The sequence below is a fragment of the Rhodococcus sp. DMU1 genome (genome assembly GCF_012272955.1).
Classification (GTDB): Bacteria; Actinomycetota; Actinomycetes; order Mycobacteriales; family Mycobacteriaceae; genus Rhodococcus; species Rhodococcus aetherivorans.
The window spans coordinates 1,987,066-2,012,713 of the sequence record NZ_CP050952.1 but is presented as its reverse complement, the minus strand read 5'-3'; the positions used below and the strand labels follow the sequence as shown (position 1 = coordinate 2,012,713).

The window sequence follows — 25,648 nt, the reverse complement described above, 5'->3', positions numbered from 1 at the left end:
GCTCAGCTTGGCACGCGCACCCATGCCTGCTCGAGCAATGCGGTCACCTCGGCCTCGTGCCGGGCCCGGTAGGCGCTGAGCACCCGGCGCGGCCGGGTCTCGTCGCCCAGGCCGACGGCGGCGGCGAAGGCCGGCGCGACGCCCTCGTCCGGCACGATCTCCGGGGCCGAGTGGCCGATGAGGGCGAGCGCCTTGCGCAGCGGTTCGGCGTTGTCGGCGACGGTGCGCAGCGGCAGCACGTCGAACCGGCCGCCGGGATGGAACTCGAGGAACATCTCGTTGCCCTCGTCCACCCCGAGGTCCTCGAGAAACCGTCGCACGCTGCCGAGATGGGGGGACGCGCCGGTCCAGCGCACGACCTGGGTGCCCAGCCGGGACGACAGGGAGACCTCGCGGCCCGGCGCGCAGCCGATGACCCCCGCGACCGCGGACGGCACCGGGAAGTCGGCACCGCGCAGGTGGTCACGCGTGGCGGTGACCCGCAGCCGCCACACGTCGCCGAGGCGGTAGAGGCGGCGGGTGCGGTGCGGCGGCTTGATGCTCACGTGGGTGCGGCGGCGCCGGCGCACCCGGCCGTCGACGATCTCGAAGTCGCCGCTGCCGGCGAAGATGCGGGCGCTGGTCGGCGACACCCCGAAACGCTCGACCAGACGGTCGACGACGCGGTCCAGGTCGGCGGATCCGCCGTCGGCGTCGACGATCCGGGCGATGCGGCCGCGCACCGCGCCCGCCTCGTCGGTCTCCCATTCGCTGAGTGACCACCTGCCGTCCTCGGAGAGCGTGAACCGTTCGTCTGCGCCGATCGCGTCGATCACGGCGGCGGGACCCGCGGGGGTGCCCATGCGGTCGACGAGCTCCGCGGCCGGCAGCGGATCCCCGATCACCTCGAGAACCGCCGCGGCATGATCGGCGAACGCGGACCGCCGGGTCAGAGCGCGGCCCTCGAACATCGGTACACCGCACCGGCGCAGCCACGCGGCGAACTCCGCGGCGGGCAGGTCCCACACGACAGCGACGGCCGCGGGTTCGACGACCCCGTTCGGGGATTCGAACTCGGCGAGCAGCGCGTGGGTGCGGCGCTCGGCCTCGGCCAGGCCGGGCACGGCGACCCACCCGTCGACCACCTCGAAGCGGTCGTCGAGGCGGGCGAGAGCCCGCCACAGCGGCACGTCGAGCCCCGGGACGGGCTGGGCCAGCTCCGGCCGCAACCCCAGCATCCGGTCGAGGGCGGCGACGGGGCGCACGTCCACGCGCAGCGCCGCGAGCAGGTCGCCGACGGCGGTACCGAACGCGAAGGTCGACGGCGCGTCCGGGTCGGGCGGCTCGTCGCCGAGGACGCGGCGGCGGATCGCGTCGCGCTCGGGCGCGGACAGCCCGGCGACGTACGCGGCGAGTTCGTCGAGCGCGCGGTGGGGCGCCGGCACGGGCAGGTCACGTGCGGTCAGAGCGGCGATGCGCGCGGCGACCTGCTGGATCTCCTCGGGGGTGCCGTCCTCGAGCTCGACCCGCACCAACGGCCGGTCGGGGTCGGCGCGCAGCCCGCGCCACCGCGCGAGCGCGACGAGGTCGTCGATCAGCAGCGACAGCGCCGGCGGGAGCGTGGGGGCGTCGGTCGCCACCCGCAGCGACGCCGGGTCCCGCAGGATCGCGAGGACGAGGACGGCCTGCACGATCTGGTGCACGGTCTCCGGGCCCGCACCGCGCACGGAGAACAGGGCGGCGGGCGTGTAGCCGAGCAGGCCGGCGGTGGTCGCCGCGCGGGGCAGCCGCGCGACGGTGGCGGCGGCGCGGGTGCCGAGCCCGAGCGCCGCGACGGGGACGTCGACGGTGTCGGCGATTCCCGTGGAGAACGCGAGATCGGGGTGCTCGGTGACGTAGATGCGGGCCAGTTCCCCACAGATCGCCACGACGTCGGCGGAGGCGGCGGTCTCCGCCGGGGACCGGCGTTCCCACCAGCGTTCGTCGGGGACGAGGGCGGCCAGTTGCGCGTTGCGGGCCGAGCCGTACCGGTCGAGCCACGGCATCAGGTCGAGCCAGACGTACTCGCTGAGCATCCCGGGGGACAGTGCAGTCGACCACAGCGACACGACCCGGTGCTCCTCTTCGATGCGCGACAGGCGACCGCGGTCTCGTGCGGAACGCCCGTCGGGGACTCTACCGGCCGGCGGTCCGGCCGTCGTACGACGACCGGATCAGCCGAGTTCGTCGGCGCGCCGGACCAGCATGTCCCGCAGACGGGCCGTGTCCCGGTCGTCGAACCCGATCTCGGCGACGCGGTCGAGGCCGCCGGCGATCCCGCGCCGGATCCCGTCGAGCATCCGGACGACGGCGCGTTCGGGCACGCCGAGCCGGCCACCGGACTCGACGAAGTGGCGGCGGGTGAGCTTGTTGGCCTTGCCGTACAGGTCGAGGGCCATCGGGTCGCGCCAACCGAGGTAGGGCTGGGTGCACAGGAGGTCGTACGCCGGGGTGACGGCCCACAGCCCGGCCTCGGTCAGGTGGATGGAGAAGTTCTTCCCGTGCAGGTCGCCGTTGCCGACGGCGTACGAGTAGGCCACGAGCCGCAGCAGTTCGAGGGTGGCGACGCGGGCCGATCCGCGGCCGCGCTCGCACGCGGCGGCCAGCGCCTCGACGACGCGTTCGGTCTTCAGCCGGTACTTGGCCGCCGGGTAGACACCGAGGACCTGGCAGGCGTCCTCCTGCGCGGTGCGGTGGACGGTGTGGCCGGGACCGATCCATCGGTCGAAGCGGGCGACGAGCAGTCCCGCGTTGCCCCTGCGGTCGTAGACGAGCTGATGCCCGGCGACGGCGAGGCCGCAGGCGGTCGCGAGACCCATGAAGAAGTGCTCGTTCTCGACCAGGCGGGGGTAGCCGCGGGGCGGTGCGAGTTTGAGGATGGCGGGGCCCTGCACCGTCGCGACGGGGGCGGAGTACATCTGGGCCGACACCTTCGCCTGCACTCCCGGCAGGGAGGTCGGGTCGAGGACGACGGACTCGTGGCCGGAGATCCGGTCGAACAGCTCGTGCAGGTCCTCGCGCCGGACGGCATCCGGGTCGAGCAGGAGCGTCGACGTCGGGGGCCGAGCGCCGGCGGGGAGCACCCGCACATCGCCGATGGTGTCCGCGCCGACCGCCATGAGGATGGTGAGATGGTCGTCTTCGGAGGTCTTGGTGGCGGCGACGGCGCCGCGGAGCCGGATGCCCTCCGGCAGCAGGCCGGCGAAGAACGGGGGCACGCTGCCGCCGCCGGCGCGGACCTCCTCCCCGGTCTTCGGCACCGTCCACGCGAGGGCGGGAGCGGCCGGATCGTCGAGGTAGTCCTGCGCGTACCGGAACACGACATCGTGGCCGTCCCGGGTGAGGTGCCCGGCCAAGCGGTCGCCCTTGTACACGTCGGCGCTGTCGACGGCGACCAGGCGTTCGACCACCGCGCTCACCCGGCCCGGTCGCCGCGCGTGGTGAGGGTCAGGTCGCAGCCCAGCGCGTCGGCGATCGCCACGACGAGGTCGAGTTGCACGGTGGCGCGGCCGGACTCGAGCGACTGGACGCTCGAGCGCGACACCCCGGCGAGGTCGGCCAGCTCGGACTGGGTGAGGCCGAGCCGGTGCCGCCGGTCGACGAAGTGGTCACCGAGACCGCCGCGTCCCGTGCGGGCGCGACGGCGGGGCGTGGCCACGGCGCCTCCTCCCTGTGCTTGCGACGGCATGCTTTGCGTCGAGTGTGCCGTCGCTACGCGCAGTTGTCCAGGGCTATGCCTGCAATGGCAAGCTCAAGAGTCGCAAAGCTGGCCCGTCCACGGGAGTTCGTGGCTTCGGCCTGGCCTCGCAAGCCCAGGGGTGCGGCCGGTCAGGGCGTGACGCGATCCGGCTCGACCTCGAGCTGGGCCGCGGGCCGAAGCCGCAGCAGCACCAGGCCCGCGACCGACGCCACGATCAGTGAGCCGACGGCACCGTGCACGTGCAGCGCGTTGACGGCGATCCCGGCGCCGACCAGACCCGCCAGCAGCGCACACCACAGAACGACTTTCGCGACCACCATGACCCAAGCACCTTCCCGAGGCCCCCCGCCCGACTACGAAGAATAGTGCGCTGGGTCACACGATCGCGGGAGGGGCGCGGCGTGTCCGCTCGCCGGCGGTGCGGGGTACACGCCGCGCAGCGGCACAGGGCACACGCCGCGCAGCGGCACAGGGCACACGCCGCGCAGCGGCACAGGGCACACGCCGCGCAGCGGCACAGGGCACACGCCGCGCAGCGGCACAGGGCACACGCCGCGCAGCGGCACAGGGCACACTGTTGCCCATGAACTCGGAGGAGATCCTGCGCCCTCTCGAGGGCATCCGCGTCCTCGAACTCGGCAACTACATCGCCGCACCCACCGCGGGCCGGCTGCTCGCCGACTTCGGCGCCGAGGTCATCAAGGTCGAACGTCCCCGCACCGGCGACGAACTGCGCAACTGGCGCCTGTACGCCGGGGACACGTCGATGCTGTACCGCACGGTGAACCGCAACAAGAAGTCCATCGTGGTGGACCTGCGTACCGACGCGGGCCGGGCCGTGATCCTCGATCTGGTGCGCCACTGCGACGTGCTGCTCGAGAACTTCCGGCCGGGCACCCTGGAGAAATGGGGCATAGGCCCCGAGGTGCTGTCGGAGATCAAGCCCGACCTGGTGATCACCCGGATCTCCGCGTTCGGCCAGACGGGGCCCCTCGCGGATCGCCCCGGATTCGCGGCCGTCGCCGAGGCCGTCGGCGGGTTCCGCGAACTCGTCGGGGACCCGGACCGGCCGCCGGTGCGGGTCGGGGTGTCGATCGGCGACTCCATCGCCGGGCTGTACGCGGCCTTCGGCTCGGTCACGGCGCTGCTGCAGCGGCAGCTGATCGGGTCGCTGCCGATGGTGAACCGGGTCGTCGACGTCGCCCTGAACGAGTCGATGCTGTCGATGATGGAATCGCTGATTCCCGACTACCTCGCCTACGGCGTCCGGCGCGAACGGGTCGGCGGCCGCATGGAGGGCATCGCCCCCTCGAACGCCTACCCCTGCTCGGACGGCACCTCCGTGATCATCGCCGGCAACGCGGACGCCATCTTCCAGCGCTACATGCGCACCATCGAGCGGCCCGACCTCGCCGACGATCCCGGCCTGACCACCAACCACGGGCGGTGGGACCGGCGGGAGGAACTCGACGCCGCGATCGCCGACTGGACGCGGCGCCGGCCGCGCGACGAGGTGCTCGGGATCCTCGAGGCCGCGGGGGTGCCGTGCGGGCCGATCTACACGGCGGCCGACATCGTCGACGACGAGCAGTACCGGGCCCGTAACATGATCCAGCACTTCGCCGTCGACGTCGGCGAGGACGAGCCGAAACAGGTCGGGTTCCCGGGCATCGTGCCCGTGCTCGGCGGCCGGTCGCTGCCGATCCGCAACGTCGGGCCGGACCTGGGCGAACACACCCGCGAGATCCTCGGCGGCCTGCTCGGCCGGACCGAGGCCGAGATCGACGAGCTCCTGGAGGTGGTGTCGTGAGCGGTGGTGTCGTGAGGGCCGGGGCACCGCAACTGCGCGACGTGACCCTGCGCGACGGGCTGCAACTGACCGGCAAGGTGCTGCCCGTCGAGCGCCGGGCACAGATCGTCCGTGCCCTGCTGGCCGCCGGCGTGCCGCAGCTCGAGATCGGCTCGATGGCCCGGCCCGATCTGGTGCCCCCGATGGCCGGCACCGTCGAACTGATCGGGATGCTCACGCCCGAGGAACTCGACCGCTGCTACATCTGGGTGGCCACGCCGCGGCACGTGGAGAAGGCGGCCGCCGCCGGCGCCCGGCACTTCCAGTACTGCCTGTCGGTGTCGGATGCACACAACCGTGCCAACATCGGCCGGGACACCGACGCGAGCCTCGCCGCGATGCCCGCCGCGGTGGAGCACGCCCGCGCTGCCGGCGGCAGCATCCAGCTCTGCCTGGCCACGGCGTTCACCTGCCCGTTCGACGGGCCTGTCGACCCCGACCGGGTGCTCGAGATCGCGTGCGACCCCCGCGCCGACGGCGCCGCCGACATCGTCCTGGCGGACACCCTCGGCCAGGCCGTGCCGGCGCAGGTCGCGGCGCTGGTGTCCCGGGTGCGCGACGACTCCCCCGCCCGCCGCATCGTCTTCCACGGCCACGACACCTGGGGTCTGGGCGTCGCCAACAGCCTCGCGGCGATCGGGGCGGGCGCCGCGGTGGTGGACGGTTCGCTCGGCGGTCTCGGCGGCTGCCCGTTCGCCCCCGGCGCGAGCGGCAATACCGCGAGCGAGGACCTGCTCTTCGCCACCCGGCCCCCCTGGCTGACCCCGGCGGTGTTCGCCGACCTGGTCCGGCTCGGGGAGTCCGTCGTCGCCGACCTGGGCGAGCCGAACCGCTCCCGCGCTGCGCAGGGGGCCCGATCCGAGGCCGCGGCGTTCGAATGGGTGGTGAACCGGTGAGGGTGCTGATCGCTCCGGACAGTTTCAAGGGCACGTACCGGGCCGCGGAGGTCGCCGCGGAGGTGGCGGCCGGCGCGGAATCCGCCGGGCTCGAGGCGATCCGGATGCCGGTGGCCGACGGCGGCGACGGCACCCTCGACGTGCTCACCGGCCCGCTCGGCCTCGAGCTGATCGAGATGGAATCCGTGAACCCCTGGCGCGCACCGTGCTCGGGATCGTTCGGACTCGGCGAGGACGGCACCGCAGTCGTCGAACTCGCCACCTTCAGCGGAATCACCACACCGCACAAGGGCTTCCGTGATCCGATGACGGCGGACACCTACGGCACCGGGCTGGCGATGGTCGAAGCACTGCGGCGCGGCGCCACGCACATCGTCGTCGCGGCCGGCGGGTCGGCCACGACCGACGGCGGGCTCGGCGCGATCACCGCCATCGTGGAGGCCGGCGGCCTGGGCACCGCCACCGTCACGGTGCTGACGGACGTGACCACCCGCTACGCCGACGCCGCCGTGGTGTTCGGCCCGCAGAAGGGCGCCGACGAGACGGCCGTGGAGCGGCTCACGCGGCGCCTCGAGGACGCAGCCGTGACGCTTCCGCGCGATCCGCGCGAGGTCGACGGCACCGGCGCGGCCGGCGGTTTCGCCGGCGGCATGTGGGCGCAGTTCGGCGCGGACCTGCGCTCGGGAGCCGAATTCGTGCTCGACGCCGTCGGTTTCGACGCGGCCCTCGCCGGCGCCGACCTCGTCGTCGTCGGCGAGGGCCGCCTCGACGGACAGTCCCGTGCCGGAAAGATCGTCTCGGCGATCCTCGCCCGGGTCCACACGGTGCCGGTGGTGGCGGTGGTGGGATCCGTCGGCGACGACCTCGGTGACTACCGCGACCGATTCGCGGAGATCATGGTCGCCACCGATCTCGACGCCATGCGTGCGGCCGGCGCCCGGCTCGCACGCCGCGCCTGAATCGAACGATATTCCGGGGGAACGTCATTCGCACGGGGGTGCGGTGACGGTCGTCGTCGGCGGCGTCGGGCCGGGGTGGGGGCCGAGGTCGGGGTCGGACGCCCGCACCGACCAGCCCGCGGGACGGGCCTCGGGCGCCTGCGCGGCCGGAGTGTCGCGCCCCGGGCACGGAACCGCGGACGGCGTCCCGGTCTCCGGCGAGAGGCTGGTCTGCGGTGCGGGCACGGACCGGACGGCGTCGGCCGGGCGCGGCGGCTCGGACGGTCCGGCCCCACCGATGGCGACGGCCAGCCCGCCGCCGAGCAGCACGGCCAGCGCGACGAGGGCCGACACCAGCACCGCCACCCGGCGGCCCGGGGAAGGCGCCGGGGCCGGCGGCCGATCGGAGTGTGCGGCCACGAGCGCGGCTCCGGTGGCCCGGTGCCACGGCACGCCGTGCGGGGTCACGAACGGCACGCCGAGCACCGCGGACAACTCCCGGGCGACCGCGGCGTCGCCGGGTCGCAGGTCCAGGAAGGCCAGCGCCTCCGGCGCCACCCCGGCCCGCGCCACGGCCTCGTCCGCGGCCTCCGGCAAGGCCGGGGCGATCCCACCGAAGTCGTCCTCCGCCACGGCGACCGACGCGAGGACCGCCCCCGAACGGATGTCGGCGACCGACGCGGTCGTGGCCGCATCGTCGCGGCCGATCAGTGCCACCACCCGTACACCCTCGAGTTCCGGGGCCGCGGCGAGGAAGGCCAGCCGGGCCTCGTCGACCCCCACGGCCTGCACCGGCACCGCGGTCTCCCCGGGGTCCGGCACGACCGCCTCGGACGCCACCAGTCCGGCGCGGGCAAACGGCACCCCGGCCCGCGCGGCCCGCTCGGTCATCACCGCGAGCGCCCGGCGCACCGCCTCCGCGTCCGCGCGTTCGCCGGCGGCCCACCGCTGCGTGTCGAACGGTCCGAGCGCCGGAACGTCGGCATCCACGAGCACCGCACAGACCTCACCGGCATCGATCGCAACGCCGAGCACCGCACGCATCACTGCCCTTCCGCCGACGGGACGATGCCCGAGCGTAACGCACCGTGGCGGAAGGACGTGGCGTCCGAAACCGCTGTCGCTACTCCTTCTCCCCCGCCCTGCGCGTCGTGAACGGCAGCACGAGCCGGGACCGGTGGGCGGCGTCCCGGTAGATCTTGTGGGTGACCGGGCGGCCCACCGGCAGGTGGAACGCATCCGGCGGGAGCAGCGCGTTGTGCTCGTCGGCCAGCGGCTCCCCGTTGGACAGCTCCACGGTCAGCTTGTGACCCGGCTGGAAGGTGTTCGCGAACGGGTAGAGGCGCAGCACGTACTCCTCGATCTTCCCGGGCTCGACCGGCACAGCGCGGGTGTGCGGGTGGTACGGGTTGCCCTCGGTGGTGCGCTCGTCCAGCTCGCGGTGCGAGGCCTTCAGGTAGCCGGTGGTGATCAGCTGGCGCTTGCCGCCCGGGGCGTAGTCCCACAGGCGCAGGATGAAGTTCGAGTCCGGCTGGTCGATTTCCGCGAAGATGTGCGCGGCACCGGTGCCGATCATCTCCGTCGACTCCTCGAACACCGGGGTCTCCCACCTCAGGATCTCGACCTTGTCGGTGACGGTCAGCGGGGCCTGATAGAAGCCGTCCGGGGCGGCGTACTGCGCACCCATCGGCTCCGGCTCGGTGGAGAGCTTGCCGCGCGGGCGCAGGTAGAGGGACGTGTATTCGATGTCCTTCGGCGGCCACTGGCTGCCGGTCACCCGCTCACGCGAGCCCTCGACGAAGACGCTCACCGCGGGCTCGTCCATGATCCCGTTGTCGATGCCCTTGATCCAGTAGTCGTACCAGCGGAACATCTTGTCGTGCTCCTCGATGAAGGGGCGCGACTGCATGGGCGGGTACGGGCCGATGTCCAGCTTCTTCGGACCCTTCAGCGCGTCGAAGAGTTCGATCGTGCCGTCCATCGTCCAGCCGCGACCCTGGTCGATGTGTTCGATGTGGTGCCCCACCGTCTTGGGCGAGATGACGAGGGCGCTCGCCACTTCCTTGTTGGTGCTGCCGCGGGCGATGAGCGCCAGCACGTCGACCTCGCGCTCGGTGAGACCCGCGGGACGGGAGACCCGCGGGACGGGAGACCCGCGGGACGGGAGACCCGCGGCGGGCGGCTCACCTGACCGGCAGCATCGAGCACCGCGTCGACCTCGACCCGGGTGAAGCGGCCCGCGTCGACCTCGTCGAGCAGCTGCGACGCCGCCTCGGCCGGGGTGAGCGCCGGCCGGTGCGGCCGGTTCTCGGTCATCGCATGGTAGGCATCGGCGGCGCCCAGCAGCCGGGCACCAAGGCCGAGCTGGTCTCCCGAGGCCCCGCGGTGGTAACCGGAGCCGTCGGCTCGCTCGTGGTGGCGTGCCGCCAGGTCGGCGAGGGGGGCCAGCAGCGCGCAGCGGTGCAGGACCCGCTCGCCGAGGTAGGGGTGCAGCCGAACCCGTTCCCACTGCTCGGCGCTGAGCGGACCCCGGCGATCCCAGATCCCGTTGGGGATACCGACACGTCCGACGTCGTGGACCAGTCCGGCTCGGCCCAGCGTCGTCGCGTCGGCAGTGGCAAGGCCGGCAGCTTCGGCGGCAGCAACGGCCAGCCGCGAGACACCGGTGGAGTGGCCTCGAAGGTACGGCGACTTCAGATCGGCGAAATCGGCCACCGCGGTCAAAGCCACGTCGAGGTTGCCCGACTCGATCGTCAGGGCCGGTGCCGGCTCGGCATCGAGGACCGCCGCGCACGGGTCGTCACCGATTCCGGCGAGCCAGTGTTCACCGTCGGCGACCACGGCGTCGACCACGGCCGGGTCGTACGCGCGGCCCCTGCGGTGCAACAGCACGTCGGTGGCTGCCGCCCAGCCCGCCCGGCGCGCCCACAGCTCGGCGTCTCGGGCGACCGTCACGATCCGCACCGCCACCGGCACCTCGTCGGCCGCCAGGCCGGCCGGATAGCCCTTGCCGTCCCAGCGCTCGTACGCATGCGCGAGCGACCGACGGACGGATTCGGCCATCCCGAGGCGGGTTGCCAGGCGGGCGCCCGCCTCGCAATGTTGCGACAGGCTGCGCCGATTCATGTCCGGGTCGCTCAGTGCCCGCACAATCCGCCCCACGCGGCGGTGCGACGGGAGATCGTGCGCCAGATGGCGGACGAAATAGCGCACACCTTCACCGGGCTCGGCCATCAGCATCGGCGCCATCGTCGCGTCGAATGCGATGTCGTCGCCGCCGGCCAGTACCGCGGTCTCCGACGCATCCGACGTGCATCCCAGAAACCGAAGCAGCGCAACGTAGTACACGCAGGACCGCGCCGGCGCGGCCAGCCCGAGTGCCTCCGACGCGGCCAGTGACAGCCAGCACGTACGCAACCCGTGCTCCATCGGTTGCCCCGTGCCCAGATCCGTCGCCAACGACAACGCAATCGTCAACTCCGCCACGCGTCCGGACCGGGCATGGTCGCTCACAACCACCACTATCCCAGCCGGAACTCCCTGGTAGTCGCGATTCGACCGTCGATCCTGCGGCGGTCCGCGGGTCGGCCCGTCTCGTGAGGCAGGTTCGGGGACATGACGCTTCTTCCTGGCGGATTCGCCTCGACCGAAGCGGGTTGCCGCGCGACGGGTCAGTCGCGCAGGAATTCGAGGACGGATTCCGTCCGGCCGAGGATCGCGTGCCCGGCCTCGGGTAGCACCTCGACGGTCGCGTGCGGGAGGCACCGGTGCACGCGGTCGGCGGTGCCCTCGGAGTCGAACAGGACGTCGCGGCCACCGACGATCACGAGCGCGGGCATGGTCAGCCGCCGCAGCGCGTCGTCGGAGAACACGGGCAACCGCTCCGTACGCGGCTTGAAATGGGCGAACGTCAGCACCACCTCGTCGAGGACCGGACGCGTCTCGGGAGTGTCCAGGCCGGTGACGACGGCCGCCGAACGGAGTGCCCCCCGGCGCCCGAAAAGACGCAGGAACATCGCCTTGACCAGCCAGCCCATCCGCTGCCGGCCCAGGCCACCGGGGCACAGCAGGACCAGCCGCGTCACCCGTTCCGGGCGCCGGGTGGCGTAGTCCACCGCCATCCAGCCGCCGAGGGACACGCCGACGATCGCAGCGCTCGTGACCCCCAGACCTTCGAGCACGTCATCGAGCCACAGCGCGTACGCGTCGGAGGCCAGGGGCGGCCGGGACGGCGCGCTCTCCCCCGGTTCACCGACGAGGTCGACGGCGTAGGTTCGGAAATGCCGCGCCCAGGAGCCGATGTCGTCACGCCACATCGTCGCGTTCGCTCCCGAGCCGTGCAGCAGCAGCACGGGCGGCGCGTCGTCCGGACCGGAGACGAGCACGAAGGTCTCCCCCTGGCGGGTGGGTACCCGCACATGCTCGGCCGGAATCGGCCAGTCCCGCAGGGCATCACGATAGCGCCGCCGGACCTCGCGGGCGCCGGCCTCGGACGTGTAGATCGTGGTCATGACTCGAGCACCCCGTCGATGTAGTCGAACAGCCGGGCGGTGTCGGCCAGCCCGCCGAGGATGACGATCTTCATCCTCGCCCTCCTCTCGTCGTACACCGTCTCGATCCGCAGCGGCTCGTCGCCCGAACGGCGGTTGCCCGCCGCGCTCGTCACGAGAGTGGTCAGGCGGTGGGCCGTCTCGGCGCCGACCGCGTCGATCTCCACGATGCTCGACACGTCGGTGTGCCGCCGGCGGGCGGCCGACTCGTGCGACGAGGGCGGCATCGGGCGGCCGGTGAAGGCCTCGAGGTCCTGCTGCGCGATGCGGTACTGCTTGCCGATGCGGACCGCGGGGAGCCGCCCGGAGCGCACGTAGTTGCGGACGGTGCGCACGTGTAGACCCAGGCTTTCGGCCACCTCGTCCACCGAATAGAGACGTTCACTCACATAAATACCCTAAACTTCCCTCACTATCCGCGCAATAGGGATATTAACGTGCATATGAGGAACCTCCCCCGCTCCTCGCCTCCCGACCCTTTCCTCCCTCGTCGCACACCGGCGGGCACGGGGAGTTCACTACGGCCGGTCCGGGTAGCACCCCACCGTCAGCCCCACCGTCGCGGCGAGATAGCTGCCGAACGAGATGGAGGAGCCGTCCGCGGCGAACATCCGGATCTGGAGCCCGGTCTCGACCGGCAGCGACCGGGCACCGCGGAAACCGGTGCCCGCCAACGATTCCTCGAACACCCGCGCCGCCCGCTCCAGCTGCCCCGGCGGCACCGGCCGATCGGAGAGGTGGATCGGGAGGAACACCGTGGTGCCCGCCGATCCGTCGGGCAGCTCGCAGTAGGCCGTCGTGGCCGGGTCCGATTGCCGGAACTGCATCTCCGGGAAAGCGTCCGACAGGGCGGCCATCGCGTCGCGCTGGACCCGGGTGTAGTACTCGACGGCACCGGCGCGGTCCGCCGCCACCGGCTCGGGCACGGCGACGGGGACCGGCCCGCCCGCGCACCCCGCGAGCGACAGGGCCAGCACCGGCACACCGACGCGCAGAACCTTCATCGCACCACTCGATCCGGGAGGCCGCCGACGACCGCGGCGACGTTGTACAGGCTCATCGTTCCGTCGCTCAGGTACTCGCTGTGCCCGGTCGAGCCGAGCCGCGGCCGGCCGGACGCGTCCGCCCCGGCGTCGCTCGACAGGTGGGTCACGCCGTCGAGGAAACTCGGATCGCCGTCGAACGTGCCGACGTCACCGACCGGGTCGCGGTCGGCCTCCACGAGGTACGTCGCGCCCGGCGGCACACCGAGTTCGGCGACGTCGTCGGTGCCGATTCCCGGGGCGCCGAGGAACACGGCGGCGTCCACCCCGACACCCTGCTGCAGCGCCAGGCCGGTGGCGAGCGCACCGTAGGAGTGACCGACGGCGGTGACGTGCGGGTCCCGCTCGGCGTACAGACCGTCGAGAAAGCCGGCGAGCCGCGGGGCGGCACGAACCGCCGCGAGGTCCGACACCGGGCTCAGCTCGGTGCGGGCGAGGCCCCAGCCCCATTGCGGCACCTGGTAGTTCAGCCACGTCACGGCGGCGACCGACTCGGCGGCACGGCCGGCCTCCTGCAGGTGGCGCATGGCCTCCTCCCGCAGCGCCGCCATCCGGGTGTCGTACCCGGCGAGGTTGCCCTGCACCGTGGAGCCGGCGCCGGGGGTGAACACGGTGACGTGGTCGGCGGTGTCGACGTCCCCGACCGCCACCGCGGCCATCGCTTCCCGGCCCGACAGATCGAGGCCCAGCAGCCGCCGGTCCTCGCGGGCCAGCGTCGTCTCGATGGCGTCGAGCGCGGCGATCTTGTTGCGGGTCTGGGCGAGTCCGGCGTCGGCGTTGCTCGCCAGTCCGCCGAGCGGATCGGCGTCGAGCTGGGCCTGCAATCGGGCGGCGACCTCCTCGAGCCGGCGCCGTTCCCCCGCCAGTTGCGCGCGGTTGGCCAGGTCGCGGACCGCGGCCGGCACGCCGTCGAGGTTGCCGATCAGCTCGGGTGCCAGGGTGACGACCTTCGTGCGCTCGCCGTGGTCGAGTCCGGCCCACCACGCGGCCACCTGGGCCGCCGCCGTCCCGGGCGCCGGCACCGCCGGGGTGGACGCGGGCGCAGCGCGCACGCCCCCGAAACCGAGCGGACGCGAAGGGCTTTGGTCCGGCACCCGGCCGAGGTCGGCTGCGGCCCACCGATCCAGCGTCTCGGCCCGGTCGAGGACCGCACGGATGCGGGCCTGTGCCTCGTGCCGCTCCGGGTCGGTACCCGGTCCGCCCGCGACGGTTCCGTCGTCCCGCACGGTCAACGCCCGGTCCCGCGCCCAGCGGGTCGCGTCGTCGAGTTCCGCGCGCAGTGCCCGCAGCCGCGGCGCGCACCACGCCGCGCAGCGGCTCACCTCCCGATACGCGTCGGACCGTCGCACGATCCCGCCGGTGACGTCACCGAGCCGCTGCTCGGCGGCCGCGTGCGCGAGCCCCGACCACTGTCCGTCGAACCGTCCCGACGCGGTGATCTGCGCGCCGATCCGCTCGAGTTCCCCCGCATGCCGGTCCAGCACCGCGCCGAGACCGTCCAGCGCATCCGGGTCCCACCGCTGCAACTGCCGAAGATCCATTCGATCCACCCCCTCGGCGCAGCAGCGTAATCCGCTGCGCGCCTGCCGCGGCGGCGCGCACTGCCGCCGGCGTGAAACTGTGGAAGAACGGGCCGGTTGTGGACAACTCACGTCCGGAGACGAGGGTCCCGGTCACTGCGGCCGGGTCGCGCCTGCGGCAGCACGAGTTCCGCCCCCGGCGCGCGGGGCACCGGGGGCGGAGGGAGACGGGCGGGGGTCCCGTCGCGTCAGATGTCGGAGATCGCCTCGAGCGGCGGCGTGCGTGCGGCACGGACGCCGGGCCACAGGGCGGCGAGCACACCGACCACGCCGGATCCGACGAGCATGGCGATCACCTGCCCCCACGGGACGGCGATCTTGTCGAGGCCCTGGTCGGCCAGCGTCCGGACGAAACCCCAGCCGAACGCCAGGCCCAGCACCAGACCGACGACCGCGCCGAACACCGCGATGAGCATCGACTCGATGTAGATCGTGCGGCGGACCTGGACCCGCTGCATGCCGACCGCGCGGAGCATGCCGATCTCCCGGCGACGCTCCACCACCGACAGGGCGAGGGTGTTGACGATGCCCAGGACCGCGATGACCACCGCCAGCGCCAGGAGCCCGTAGAGCACGGCGAGCAGCGTGTCGATCTGGGCGGCCTGCTGGCCCTTGAACTGCTCCCGATCGAGCACCTGGACCACGACGAACTGCTTGGTGGCGTCCTCGAGCGCCGTGCGGATCGTCTCCGGATCGCTGCCGGCCGCGGTGTTCACGAACACCACGAAGTCCGAGCGCGACGCAGGCGGGGTGAACTGCTGGTAGACCTCCTCGGAGACGACCCACGAGCCGAGCAACTGGTTGTCGGCGAAGATGCCGCTCACCGTCGTGCCGACGTCCTCGCCGTCGCGGCTGGTGAGGGTGACCGCGTCGCCGACCTTCCAGCCCTTCTCGCCCGCGGTGGTCTGCGACACCAGCAGGTCGGTGCCGGCGACGTCCTCGCGGCCCTCGGTGACGTCGACCTCGAGCACGTCGCCGAGGGGGCCGGACAGCGCGACGCCGAACGTGTCCTCGTCGCCGATGCGCGCCGGGACGCCGTGCATCGCGATGGTCTCCTCCACGCCCTCGGCCCGCGCCGCTGCGGCGGCGGCCCCCACGGGCACCCCGATCATCTGCGGTCCGGTGAGCATGAAGTCGGACTTGACGCCGGTGTCGACGAGCGAGTTGACGCTTTCCTTGGCGGACGCGCCGAACACCCCGATCACCGACACCAGCATCAGACCCAGCGTGAGCGCGAAGGCGGTGGCGGCGGTACGGCGGGGGTTGCGCACCGCGTTGGTGCGGGCGAGCCGGCCCACGGCCCCGAACGGGCGGGCGAACACCGCGCCGAGCCCCGCGACGAAGGGCCGCGACAGCGCGGGCGCCGCGAGCAGGACCGCGATGATCAGGGCGAAGGCCCCGACGCCGACGGTGGAGGCCGCGCCACCGCCGGTGCCCTGGGCGCCGACGACGACGGTGACGGCACCGGCCACGGCGGCGACGGCTCCGATGACGGTCCGCAGCCGCAGCGACTCGACGGTCGCGGTGGACTCCTCCCGCATGGCCGCGACCGGCGGGACCTTGCTCGCGCGGCGGGCCGGCGCGTAGGCGCTGACCACGGTGACGACGACGCCGATGAGCAGGGCCACGAGCACGGTCCGCGGCGCGAGCTGCAGCGGGCCCGAGGGCAGGCCGACGTCGAACGCGTTGAGCGCGGAGCGCAGCCCGTAGGCCAGGGCCACGCCGCCGGCGATGCCGAGGGCACTGCCCACGATCCCGACGACCAGTGCCTCGAGGTTCACCGACCGGCCCACCTGGCTGCGGCTCGCCCCGATCGCCCGCAGCAACGCGAGCTCCCGCAGTCGCTGCGCAACGATCATCGAGAAGGTGTTGTAGATGATGAAGGTGCCCACCAGCAGCGCGATCGCGCCGAACGCGAGCAGGAAGTAGTTCAGGAAGCTCAGCGCCTCCTCGATCTCGGTCTTGATCTCCTCGCTGACCTCGGCGCCCGTCTGGACCTTCTGGCCGGGCACGGCGGCGGCGATGCGGTCCCGCAGCTCGTCCGCGGGCACACCGTCGCCGGCGACGTCGATGTACTGCACGTGCGTGCCGTCGGTGAACAGGGTGCGGGCCTGGTTCTCGGTGAACATCGCCCCGACGTAGCCGCCGGTGTCGGTCTCGACGTCGTAGATGCCGCTGACCGTGACCGGGACGATCCCGGCCGAGGCGGCGAGGATCTTCGTCGGGTCCCCGACGGACAGTCCGGCACGCTCGGCGGCGCTCGAGTTGAGCGCGATCTCGCCGTCGACGGTGGGCGGTTGTCCGGCGACGAACTCGTTGGGGTCGCCGAGCTGCTGGTCGGGCGGCAGGTAGGCGGTGCCCTCGCTGGGGGCGCCGCCGGTCTGGATGGCCGCGCCCTCGGAGTCGAGGACGATGACCGGCCCGCCGAACGCCGGCACCACGGTCCGCACGCCGGGGACCGCGGAGACGACGGCGACGTCGGAGTCGGGGACGCCGCTCGCGCCCTGCTGTTCGCTGCTGACGCGGACGTCGACGCCCTTGGCGGCGTCGGCGAAGATGCTGTCGAATGTGCGCTGCAGGGTGTCGGTGAAGACGAAGGAGCCGGTGACGAACGCGGTGCCGAGCACCACGGACAGGACGGTCAGCAGCAGCCGCACCTTGTGGGCGGCGAGATTGCGCAGGGCAACCCTGCGGATGGGATTCGCGCTCATGATCGGCTCGCCCTACTTCGCCGTGGGAACGGCGACGGCGTCGAACTGCTTCATCCGGTCGAGGACCGAGTCGGCGGTCGGGTCGCGCATCTCGTCGACGATGCGCCCGTCCGCGAGGAACACCACCCGATCCGCGTAGCTGGCCGCACGCGGATCGTGGGTGACGATCACGACCGTCTGCCCGAACTCGTCGACCGCGGCCCGCAGGATCGACATCACCTCGCCCGAGGAACGGGAATCGAGGTTGCCGGTGGGCTCGTCGCCGAAGATGATCTCGGGCCGGCCGGCGAGCGCGCGGGCGCACGCCACGCGCTGCTGCTGACCGCCGGACAACTCCCCGGGCCGGTGGTCGAGCCGGTCGCCGAGTCCCAGGCGGTTCACGACGGTGTCCAGCCATTCGCGGTCGACCTTGCGGCCGGCGATGTCGACGGGCAGCGTGATGTTCTCGAGTGCAGTGAGCGTGGGCACCAGGTTGAACGCCTGGAAGACGAAGCCGATGCGGTCGCGCCGCAGCTGCGTCATCTGTTTGTCCGACAGGTCGGTCAGGTCCGTGTCGCCGAGGACCACCGAACCGGACGTGGCGGTGTCGAGGCCGGCGAGGCAGTGCATCAGCGTCGACTTCCCCGAACCCGAGGGACCCATGATGGCGGTGAACTCCCCCGCCGCGAACTCCGCGTTCACCCCGTCGAGGGCGTGGACGGCGGTCTCACCGGTTCCGTAGATCTTTCTCAGGTCGATTGCGCGCGCGGCAGTGGCGGTGTGGGCTGGCATGCCCACCATCTTCCTGACTTTTCCGACAGGGCACCATCGGGGACGTCCCGGATTCCGCGCCGGACGGTTCTCAGGGTGCGCCCGGTGACGTCCCGGTGAGGTTCTCCTGCGTCGCCGCCGGGCGCTACCGTCGAGACCATGCGGATAGGAGCACACGTCCGGCAGGACGACGATCCGATCGGCTGCGGCGAACGCGTCGGCGCAGACCTGGTGCAACTGTTCCTCGGCGATCCCCAGCAGTGGACGAAGCCGGGCCCGCACCCCCGGGAGGAACAGATCCGCGATTCCGACGTCGCGGTGGTGGTGCACTCCCCCTACGTGATCAACGTGGCCAGCACGAACAACCGGCTGCGGATGCCGTCGCGCAAGGCCGTGGCCGAGCACGCCGAGGCGGCCGCCCGGATCGGCGCCTTCGGCCTGGTGGTGCACGGCGGCCACGTCCGGTCCGGCGAGGAGGTCGCCGCGGGCGTGGAGAACTGGCGCAAGCTGTTCGAGCGACAGGAGGACAAGGGCGGGTTCGCGGTGCCCGTCCTGATCGAGAACACCGCCGGGGGCGAGTTCGCGATGGCCCGGCACGTGGATGCGATCGCGCGGTTGTGGGATGCCGTCGGCGACTACGACGTGGGCTTCTGCCTCGACACCTGCCACGCGTGGGCGGGCGGCGAGGACCTCGTCGACGTCGTCGAGCGGGTACGGGCCGCGACCGGCCGGATCGATCTGGTGCACCTGAACAATTCCCGCGACGGCTTCGGCTCCGGCCGGGACCGGCACGCCAACATCGCCGCCGGCACGATCGACCCCGGCCTGCTGGTGGCGGTGTGCCGGGCCGCGGACGCGCCGATCGTCCTCGAGACCCCGGCGGAGGGGATCGCCGAGGATGTCGCCTACCTGCGCGAACTGCTCGGGTGAGGCACGCCTCCCGGAGACCGGGCCGTCACAGCCGTAACATCTTGCTCATGAAGCACGCCCGGATCGCCTTCGCCGTCACCGCCGCCGCGCTGGTACTTGCGGGCTGCTCGGACGCCGACAGCCCGGCACCGTCCGCGTCGGCGAGCACCGCCACCTCCACGATCTCGTCGGGGTCGGGGTCCGCCGACTCGTCGCCGACCCCCGAGCCCGCGCCGACCGACGCATCGGACAAGACGTCGCCCGCCTCGGCCGGCGCGAAGCTGACCGTCACCGACATCCGCACCGGCCGGCACGAGAACTTCGACCGGGTCGTGTACGAGATGGGCGGCACCGGCACCCCGGGGTGGCGCGTCGGATACGTCGACCGGGCGGTGCAGGACGGCAGCGGCAACGACGTGGCCGTCGCCGGCGGCGCGATCCTGCAGGTGCTCATCGACGGGTCCGCGTATCCGTTCGACAGCGGGGTCGAACCGTACTCCGGCCCCAACCCGGTGCTCGCGCAGCCGGGCGGCTCGGTCGTCGAGGTCAACGGCTCCGGCGTCTTCGAGGGCGTGACCCAGTCGTTCGTCGGCGTCGCGGAGCCGAACACGCCGTTCGCCGTGTACGCGCTGACGAACCCGACGCGGCTGGTCGTCGACGTCGCTCGCTGATCGGGCGGCTCAGGCCCGGCCGGGCGGGAAACCGCCCGTCGCGACCGGACCCCAGTCCTCGACGGTGATGCGGATCAGCGACTTGCCCTGCGTGCGCATCGCCTCCCGGTACTCGTCCCAGTCGGGGTGCTCCCCGGCGACGGCGCGGAAGTACTCGACGAGGGGCTCGACCGAGTCCGGCAGGTCGATCACCTCGGCGGTGCCGTCCACCTGGACGTAGGGCCCGTTCCAGTCGTCGGAGTGGATCAGGATCGACACGGCCGGGCGGCGGCGGATGTTGACGACCTTGGCGCGTTCCGGGTAGGTCGCGATCACGATGCGGCCGGCGTCGTCCAGCCCGCACGTGACCGGGGACATCTGCAGCCGGCCGTCGGACCGGGTGGTGACCAGGGTGCCGCGGTGGCGCGGGCGGACGAATTCGAGCAGCCGGTCGCGGTCCACGCGGTCCGCCGTTGCGATCTTCGGTGCCATGCTCCGACCCTACGTGCGCGGCCGTGACGACGGGCCCTGTCGGAGGTCACGTGCAGAATCCGGTGGCGGGTTCTACACGAACGGGCAGACTCGGTGCCGGCCTCGCGAGCCCGCAGCAGTCCGCGCACCTACGCTTGACCTCGAGTCCACTCGAGGTTCTACGGTCGGGCGACCGACTTCAGGAGGCTCCCGCATGAGCATGGAAGTGACCGCGTGGAACGCGATGTACAACGCGATGCACGCGCAGAGCGACCGGCGTCCGTTCTCGCGCGCCAGCCTGCGCCGGATCGCCGAGTTCGCCCGCCCCCACCGCCGCAACATCGGCATGTACCTGCTGCTGAGCGTGGTGATCGCCGCACTCGGCGTGGCCACCCCGGTCCTCGCCGGCCGGGTGATCGACGCCATCGTCGACCGCGCCGACCTCTCGGTGATCACGTGGCTGGCGGTGCTGATCGCCGCCATCGCCGTCGTCGAGGCCGGGCTCGGCATCCTGAACCGCTGGCTGTCCGCGAGCATCGGCGAGGACCTCATCCTCGACCTGCGCACCACCGTGTTCGACCACGTGCAGCGCATGCCCATCGCGTTCTTCACCCGCACCCGCACCGGCGCCCTCGTCAGCCGGCTCAACAGCGACGTCATCGGCGCCCAACGGGCGTTCAGTGACACCCTGTCCGGCGTGGTCGGCAACCTCGTCACCCTCGCGATCACGCTCGTGGTGATGATCGGGATCTCCTGGCAGATCACGTTGCTCGCACTGTTGCTGCTGCCGATCTTCGTGGTGCCCGCCCGGCACATGGGCGTGCGGCTGGCGCGCCTGAATCGTGAAGCGGCCAACCACAATTCGGTGATGAGCACCCAGATGACGGAGCGATTCTCCGCGCCCGGCGCGACGCTGGTGAAGCTGTTCGGCCGGCCGTCGCAGGAGTCGTCGGAGTTCGCCGTCCGCGCCCGCCGGGTGCGCGACATCGGGGTGAAGACGGCGATGCTGCAGTCGGTGTTCGTCACAGCCCTGACCCTCGTGTCCGCCCTCGCGCTGGCCCTCGTCTACGGCCTCGGCGGCTTCTACGCGCTGCGCGGCCAGCTCGAGCCGGGTGCCGTCGTGGCGATGGCGATGCTGCTGACGCGCCTGTACTCGCCGCTGACGGCACTCGCGAGCGCCCGCGTCGACGTGATGAGCGCGATGGTGAGCTTCGAGCGGGTCTTCGAGGTGCTCGACCTGCGGCCGCTGATCGAGGAGGCCCCCGACGCCCGCCCCGTCCCCGACGGCCCGGTCGCCGTCGAGTTCCGGCACGTGGATTTCGCATACCCCGCCGCCGACAAGGTCTCGCTGGCGTCGCTGGAGGAGGTGGCCACGCTCGACACCCGCGGCGGCGCACCGGTCCTGCACGACGTGAGCTTCCGGGCCGAGCCCGGGCAGATGGTGGCCCTGGTGGGCTCCTCCGGCGCCGGCAAGTCCACGATCGCGCAACTGGTGCCGCGGCTCTACGACACCGACTCCGGATCCGTGCTGCTCGGCGGGGTCGACGTGCGCCGGCTCACCACCGCGTCGATCCGCGGGACCGTCGGCATGGTCACCCAGGACGGGCACCTGTTCCACGAGAGCGTGCGGGCGAATCTGCTCCTGGCCCGCCCGGAGGCAACCGAGGACGAGCTGTGGGAGGTGCTGGGCCGGGCCCGGCTCACCGACCTGATCCGCTCCCTGCCCGACGGCCTGGACACCGTCGTCGGCGAGCGCGGGTACCGGCTCTCCGGCGGTGAGCGCCAGCGGCTGACCATTGCGCGGCTGCTGCTCGCCCACCCGCGGGTGGTCATCCTCGACGAGGCCACCGCGCACCTGGACTCGACGTCGGAGGCTGCCGTGCAGGAGGCGCTCACGGAGGCGCTGGCCGGACGGACCTCCGTGGTGATCGCACACAGGTTGTCCACGGTCCGCGCGGCGGATCTGATTCTCGTGGTCGAGGCCGGACGCATCGTCGAGCGCGGCACCCATTCCGAGCTGCTCGCCGCCGGCGGGCGTTACGGCGAGTTGTACCGCACCCAGTTCGCCGATTCAGGACCGCGGGTGTCCGCAATGGCTCCCACACTGGGCGCATGACGACGAACGAGACCGATCTGCTGCTCCTGCTTCTCGACAATCAGCGCGCCGCGTTCCGCAACGCACTGTCCGGCCTGACCGAGGACCAGGCGCGCAGCGTGCCCAGCGCCTCCGCGATGAGCCTGGCGTCGCTGTTGAACCATGTGATCGACGGCGAGGTCGCCGCCGCCGACCGCATCGCCGGGACGCAGAGCCGCGAGCCGGACCCGGTGGCGGCGTGGACAGCCGGGTGGGCGGTGCGCGACGACGAGACCGTCGCGGATCAGCTCGCCCGGCTCGACACAGTCGCGGCCCGCTTCGCCGACGTGCTGCGGGCGGACCCGGACCTGGGCCGGGTGGTGGACCTGCCGGCGGACATCGCCCGATGGCTGGACCAGGGCGTGCCGCTCTCCGTGCGGTTCCTGGTCCTGCATCAGATCGAGGAATGGGCCCGGCACGCCGGCCACGCCGACATCATCCGCGAATCCGTCGACGGCGCCACCGCCGACGTCCTGGCCGGCAGGGTCCGGTAGCCGGCGCCGGCGAACCCGGACGACGCCCCGCCGGCGCGATAGGCTCGCCGTAGGCACCACTGCCGGGGCGCCCCGGCGCCGTCGCCGCGAGATCCTGGAGGCCGTCGCGTGACCGGACAACAGACCAGCACGGGAGCTGCGGGCGCTGCCCAGCACCCGATGTTCGAGAAGGTGGCGCGGGTCGGACAGGCCGCGAGCGGGGTCGTGCACCTGCTGATCGCCTACATCGTCGTCCAGGTCGCGTTCGGCGATCCGGCCAGTGCCGATCAGTCCGGTGCCCTCGGCGAGCTCGCCGCCCAGCCCGGCGGCCGGATCGTCCTGTGGATCCTGGCCGTGACGCTCACGGCGCTGGCACTGTGGCGTCTGGTCGAGGCCGCAGTGGGCAAACGTTCGGACGTCGAGAAACCGTCCGCCCTGGACCGGGTCAAGACCGTCGGCGTCGCCGTGGCGTACCTGGCGCTGGCACTGGCCGCGTTCCAGTTCGCGCGGGGCACCGGCAAGTCGAGCGGTGAACAGAACGCCGGACTCAGTGCTCGCTTGATGCAGTCCGGAGGCGGCAAGGTCCTGCTCGTCGCGGCCGGGCTGGTGATCATCGGAATCGGCGCCTACCACGTCTACAAGGGCGCGGCGAAGAAGTTCCTCGACGACCTGCACCGGGCGCGGTTGCCCCGGTACGCCGAGCCGCTCGGCGCCGTCGGGTACGTCGCGAAGGGCCTGGCGATCGCCGGCGCCGGCGTCCTGGTCCTCGTCGCGACGTTCACCACCGATCCGTCCAAGGCGACGGGACTGGACGGTGCCCTCAAGACGCTGGGCACCGCCCCGTTCGGTCAGATCCTGCTCGTCGCGGCCGGCCTCGGTATCGCCGCGTACGGCGCGTACTGCTTCGTCCTCGCGCGGTACGGGAAGATGTGAGCCCCGCCGCTGTGCTCAGTCGCGCCCGCGGTGGCCGCCGCTGTGCTCAGTCGCGCCCGCGGTGGCCGCCGCTGTGCTCAGTCGCGCCCGCGGTAGCCGCCGCTGTGCTCAGTCGCGCCCGCGGTAGCCGCCGCTGTGGCCGCCCGAGCCGTGTCCACCGGACTGCCCGCGCTCGCCGGAGCGTTCACGGAATCCGCGGTTCGGCTTGTCGCCGAACCGGTCGCCGCGCCCACCGAAGTCCTTGTTGCGGCCGCCGCGATCGCCCCAGTCCTTCTTGCCGCCGTACTCCTTGCGCTCACCCTGACGGCGTTCGCCGCGGTCGTCGCGCTGACGGTAGGTCGACGGCCGACCCGCCGGTGCGCCGCTGTCGGGCTGCAGCTGGATGAGCACCCCGGAGATGCGGGTGCCGCGCAACGCCTCGAGCGTCTCCGGCGACAGGTCCTTCGGCAGCTCGACGAGGCTGTGGTCCGGGCGGATGCTGATGTGCCCGAAGTCGCTGCGGCGCAGGCCGCCCTCGTTGGCGATGGCGCCGACGATCGCGCCGGGCACCACCCGGTGCCGCTTACCCACGGCGATGCGGTAGGTCGCCATTTCCTGCCCGTCGCGCCCGACGCGTGACGCACCGTCGTCGTCGAACCGGCGCGGCGGCCGCTCCCGCGGCTCGCGTTCCCGCCGCGGCGGCGCCACGGGCTCGGGTTCGGCCTCCATGAGGAACGACTCCCCGTCGCGGGAGAGCACGGCCAGCGCCGCCGCGATGTCGGCGAGGGGCACGTCGTGCTCGCGCTCGTAGTCCTCGACGAACGTGCGGAACAGCGACAGGTGATCCGACGTGAGCGCCTCGGTGATCGAATCGTTGAACTTCTCGACGCGCTGGGCGTTGACATCCTCCACCGACGGCAGCTGGATCTCGGTGAGCGGCTGCCGGGTGGCCCGCTCGATCGCCTTGAGCAGATGCCGCTCGCGGGGGGCGACGAACAGCAGGGCGTCACCGCTGCGCCCGGCGCGGCCGGTGCGGCCGATGCGGTGCACGTAGGACTCGGTGTCGTGCGGGATGTCGTAGTTCACGACGTGGCTGATGCGGTCGACGTCCAGACCGCGGGCCGCCACGTCCGTCGCGACGAGGATGTCCAGCGCACCGCTCTTGAGCTGGCCGATGGTGCGTTCGCGCTGGGCCTGCACGATGTCGCCGTTGATCGCGGCGGCCGAGAAACCGCGGGCCCGCAGCCGCTCCGCGAGGTCCTCGGTGGCCTGCTTCGTACGGACGAAGAGGATCATCGCCTCGAACTGCTCGACCTCGAGGATCCGGGTCAGGGCGTCGAGCTTGCGCTGGTGCGACACGAGCACCCAGCGCTGGGTGATGTTCGCCGACGTCGTCGTCTTCGACTTGACCGTGATCTCGACCGGGTCGTGCAGGTACTGCTTGGACAGCCGGCGGATCGCGCCCGGCATGGTCGCCGAGAACAGCGCGACCTGCTTGGTCTCCGGGGTGTCGGCGAGGATCCGTTCGACGTCCTCCTGGAAGCCCATGGTGAGCATCTCGTCGGCCTCGTCGAGCACGAGGAACTCGAGCTCGGAGATGTCGAGGGTGCCCTTGGCGAGGTGATCGATCACACGTCCGGGGGTGCCCACGATGACGTGCGCGCCACGGCGCAGCCCGGACAGCTGCACGCCGTAACTCTGGCCACCGTAGATGGGCAGCACGTGCAGACCCGGGATGTGCGCCGAGTACTTGCCGAAAGCCTCCGCGACCTGCAGGGCGAGCTCACGGGTGGGAGCCAGGACCAGTGCCTGGGGCCGCTTCACCGCGGTGTCGATCCGCGACAGGATCGGCACCGCGAACGCGGCGGTCTTGCCGGTACCGGTCTGCGCGAGACCGACGACATCGCGCCCCTCCAGCAGCGGCGGGATGGTGGCCGCCTGGATCGGCGACGGGGTCTCGTAGCCCACATCCGAAAGCGCTTGCAGCACACGGGCGTCGATGTCCAGATCGGCGAACGTGGGGGTAGCGGTGTCGGCTTCGGGGTCTTGCACAGTATCACTCAT

At 72.4% G+C, this 25,648-nt stretch carries 22 protein-coding genes and 1 pseudogene; 8 read left to right on the top strand and 15 right to left on the bottom strand.

Annotation, left to right across the window (positions count from 1 at the left end; translation table 11 throughout):
* Positions 1-2: 2 nt before the first annotated feature.
* The 4 genes from HFP48_RS09540 to HFP48_RS09525 form a co-directional block, all read right to left on the bottom strand.
* Positions 3-2,087: a hypothetical protein gene (locus HFP48_RS09540; RefSeq protein ID WP_050034901.1), complete on the bottom strand. Its 2,085-nt coding sequence runs from the start codon at positions 2,085-2,087 to the stop codon at positions 3-5.
* A 105-nt stretch (positions 2,088-2,192) separates the two neighbouring features.
* Positions 2,193-3,428, bottom strand: a complete 1,236-nt coding sequence (locus tag HFP48_RS09535; protein WP_168579397.1) for a HipA domain-containing protein — start codon at positions 3,426-3,428, stop codon at positions 2,193-2,195.
* A gap of 5 nt (positions 3,429-3,433) precedes the next feature.
* Positions 3,434-3,676 (bottom strand): helix-turn-helix transcriptional regulator, encoded by a 243-nt coding sequence (locus HFP48_RS09530; protein ID WP_006941585.1) that lies wholly within the window; start codon positions 3,674-3,676, stop codon positions 3,434-3,436.
* Positions 3,677-3,846: 170 nt separating this feature from the next.
* Complete coding sequence (locus HFP48_RS09525; RefSeq protein WP_006941589.1) at positions 3,847-4,038, bottom strand: hypothetical protein; 192 nt, start codon at positions 4,036-4,038, stop codon at positions 3,847-3,849.
* 263 nt (positions 4,039-4,301) lie between these two features.
* Between HFP48_RS09525 and HFP48_RS09520 the strand changes: the two genes are divergently transcribed.
* From HFP48_RS09520 to HFP48_RS09510, 3 genes are read left to right on the top strand one after another with little or no spacing between them, the layout of a single operon-like run.
* Positions 4,302-5,528 carry a CaiB/BaiF CoA-transferase family protein gene (locus HFP48_RS09520; RefSeq protein ID WP_168579396.1) on the top strand — a complete coding sequence of 409 codons (1,227 nt, stop codon included), beginning with the start codon at positions 4,302-4,304 and terminating at the stop codon, positions 5,526-5,528.
* Positions 5,525-6,463 carry a hydroxymethylglutaryl-CoA lyase gene (locus HFP48_RS09515; RefSeq protein WP_167666177.1) on the top strand — a complete coding sequence of 313 codons (939 nt, stop codon included), beginning with the start codon at positions 5,525-5,527 and terminating at the stop codon, positions 6,461-6,463. The genes HFP48_RS09520 and HFP48_RS09515 overlap by 4 nt, the downstream gene beginning before the upstream one ends.
* Positions 6,445-7,422 carry a glycerate kinase gene (locus tag HFP48_RS09510; RefSeq protein WP_168579395.1) on the top strand — a complete coding sequence of 326 codons (978 nt, stop codon included), beginning with the start codon at positions 6,445-6,447 and terminating at the stop codon, positions 7,420-7,422. Before HFP48_RS09515 ends, HFP48_RS09510 begins: the two co-directional genes overlap by 19 nt.
* 24 nt (positions 7,423-7,446) lie before the next feature.
* On the opposite strand, the gene HFP48_RS09505 is transcribed toward HFP48_RS09510, so the two are convergent.
* From HFP48_RS09505 to HFP48_RS09465, 9 genes and pseudogenes are all read right to left on the bottom strand, one after another.
* Entirely contained in the window at positions 7,447-8,445 is a 999-nt protein-coding gene (locus HFP48_RS09505) for a hypothetical protein (protein ID WP_168579394.1), read from the bottom strand.
* Positions 8,446-8,524: 79 nt separating this feature from the next.
* A pseudogene (locus HFP48_RS09500) lies at positions 8,525-9,466 on the bottom strand (CocE/NonD family hydrolase C-terminal non-catalytic domain-containing protein); the annotation flags it as partial.
* Positions 9,349-10,527: an HD domain-containing phosphohydrolase gene (locus HFP48_RS31540; RefSeq protein WP_348983362.1), complete on the bottom strand. Its 1,179-nt coding sequence runs from the start codon at positions 10,525-10,527 to the stop codon at positions 9,349-9,351. The pseudogene HFP48_RS09500 and the gene HFP48_RS31540, both read right to left, overlap by 118 nt.
* Before the next feature lie 545 nt (positions 10,528-11,072).
* Positions 11,073-11,912, bottom strand: a complete 840-nt coding sequence (locus HFP48_RS09490) for an alpha/beta fold hydrolase (protein ID WP_006938638.1) — start codon at positions 11,910-11,912, stop codon at positions 11,073-11,075.
* Complete coding sequence (locus HFP48_RS09485) at positions 11,909-12,340, bottom strand: helix-turn-helix domain-containing protein (protein WP_050034889.1); 432 nt, start codon at positions 12,338-12,340, stop codon at positions 11,909-11,911. Before HFP48_RS09485 ends, HFP48_RS09490 begins: the two co-directional genes overlap by 4 nt.
* 129 nt (positions 12,341-12,469) lie before the next feature.
* On the bottom strand, positions 12,470-12,955 hold the full coding sequence (locus tag HFP48_RS09480) for an LppA family lipoprotein (RefSeq protein WP_201356153.1): 486 nt from the start codon (positions 12,953-12,955) through the stop codon (positions 12,470-12,472).
* Positions 12,952-14,535 carry an alpha/beta hydrolase gene (locus HFP48_RS09475; protein ID WP_050034888.1) on the bottom strand — a complete coding sequence of 528 codons (1,584 nt, stop codon included), beginning with the start codon at positions 14,533-14,535 and terminating at the stop codon, positions 12,952-12,954. Before HFP48_RS09475 ends, HFP48_RS09480 begins: the two co-directional genes overlap by 4 nt.
* A 227-nt stretch (positions 14,536-14,762) precedes the next feature.
* Positions 14,763-17,285, bottom strand: a complete 2,523-nt coding sequence (locus HFP48_RS09470) for an FtsX-like permease family protein (protein WP_029542538.1) — start codon at positions 17,283-17,285, stop codon at positions 14,763-14,765.
* A 12-nt stretch (positions 17,286-17,297) separates the two neighbouring features.
* Positions 17,298-18,056 (bottom strand): ABC transporter ATP-binding protein, encoded by a 759-nt coding sequence (locus HFP48_RS09465; protein ID WP_029542537.1) that lies wholly within the window; start codon positions 18,054-18,056, stop codon positions 17,298-17,300.
* 138 nt (positions 18,057-18,194) lie between these two features.
* Between HFP48_RS09465 and HFP48_RS09460 the strand changes: the two genes are divergently transcribed.
* Both HFP48_RS09460 and HFP48_RS09455 read left to right on the top strand, forming a co-directional pair.
* The gene (locus HFP48_RS09460) at positions 18,195-18,965 is read left to right on the top strand and encodes a deoxyribonuclease IV (RefSeq protein WP_006938663.1); all 771 of its coding nucleotides are present in this window, start codon (positions 18,195-18,197) and stop codon (positions 18,963-18,965) included.
* Between the two features lie 47 nt (positions 18,966-19,012).
* A complete protein-coding gene (locus tag HFP48_RS09455) occupies positions 19,013-19,615 on the top strand; it encodes a hypothetical protein (protein WP_006938664.1) in 603 nt (200 codons plus the stop codon).
* 9 nt (positions 19,616-19,624) lie between these two features.
* Here the strand turns inward: HFP48_RS09455 and HFP48_RS09450 are convergent, their stop codons facing one another.
* Positions 19,625-20,086 (bottom strand): PPOX class F420-dependent oxidoreductase, encoded by a 462-nt coding sequence (locus HFP48_RS09450; RefSeq protein WP_006938665.1) that lies wholly within the window; start codon positions 20,084-20,086, stop codon positions 19,625-19,627.
* 193 nt (positions 20,087-20,279) lie between these two features.
* On the opposite strand from HFP48_RS09450, the gene HFP48_RS09445 reads away from it, so the two are divergent.
* The 3 genes from HFP48_RS09445 to HFP48_RS09435 all read left to right on the top strand — a co-directional run bounded on the left by HFP48_RS09445 (position 20,280) and on the right by HFP48_RS09435 (position 23,605).
* Positions 20,280-22,181 carry an ABC transporter ATP-binding protein gene (locus HFP48_RS09445; RefSeq protein ID WP_006938666.1) on the top strand — a complete coding sequence of 634 codons (1,902 nt, stop codon included), beginning with the start codon at positions 20,280-20,282 and terminating at the stop codon, positions 22,179-22,181.
* Positions 22,178-22,693 carry a DUF664 domain-containing protein gene (locus HFP48_RS09440; protein ID WP_006938667.1) on the top strand — a complete coding sequence of 172 codons (516 nt, stop codon included), beginning with the start codon at positions 22,178-22,180 and terminating at the stop codon, positions 22,691-22,693. Before HFP48_RS09445 ends, HFP48_RS09440 begins: the two co-directional genes overlap by 4 nt.
* Before the next feature lie 108 nt (positions 22,694-22,801).
* Positions 22,802-23,605 (top strand): DUF1206 domain-containing protein, encoded by an 804-nt coding sequence (locus tag HFP48_RS09435; protein ID WP_029542535.1) that lies wholly within the window; start codon positions 22,802-22,804, stop codon positions 23,603-23,605.
* Positions 23,606-23,713: 108 nt separating this feature from the next.
* Here HFP48_RS09435 and HFP48_RS09430 read toward each other — a convergent pair whose 3' ends face one another.
* Entirely contained in the window at positions 23,714-25,648 is a 1,935-nt protein-coding gene (locus HFP48_RS09430; RefSeq protein WP_081636982.1) for a DEAD/DEAH box helicase, read from the bottom strand.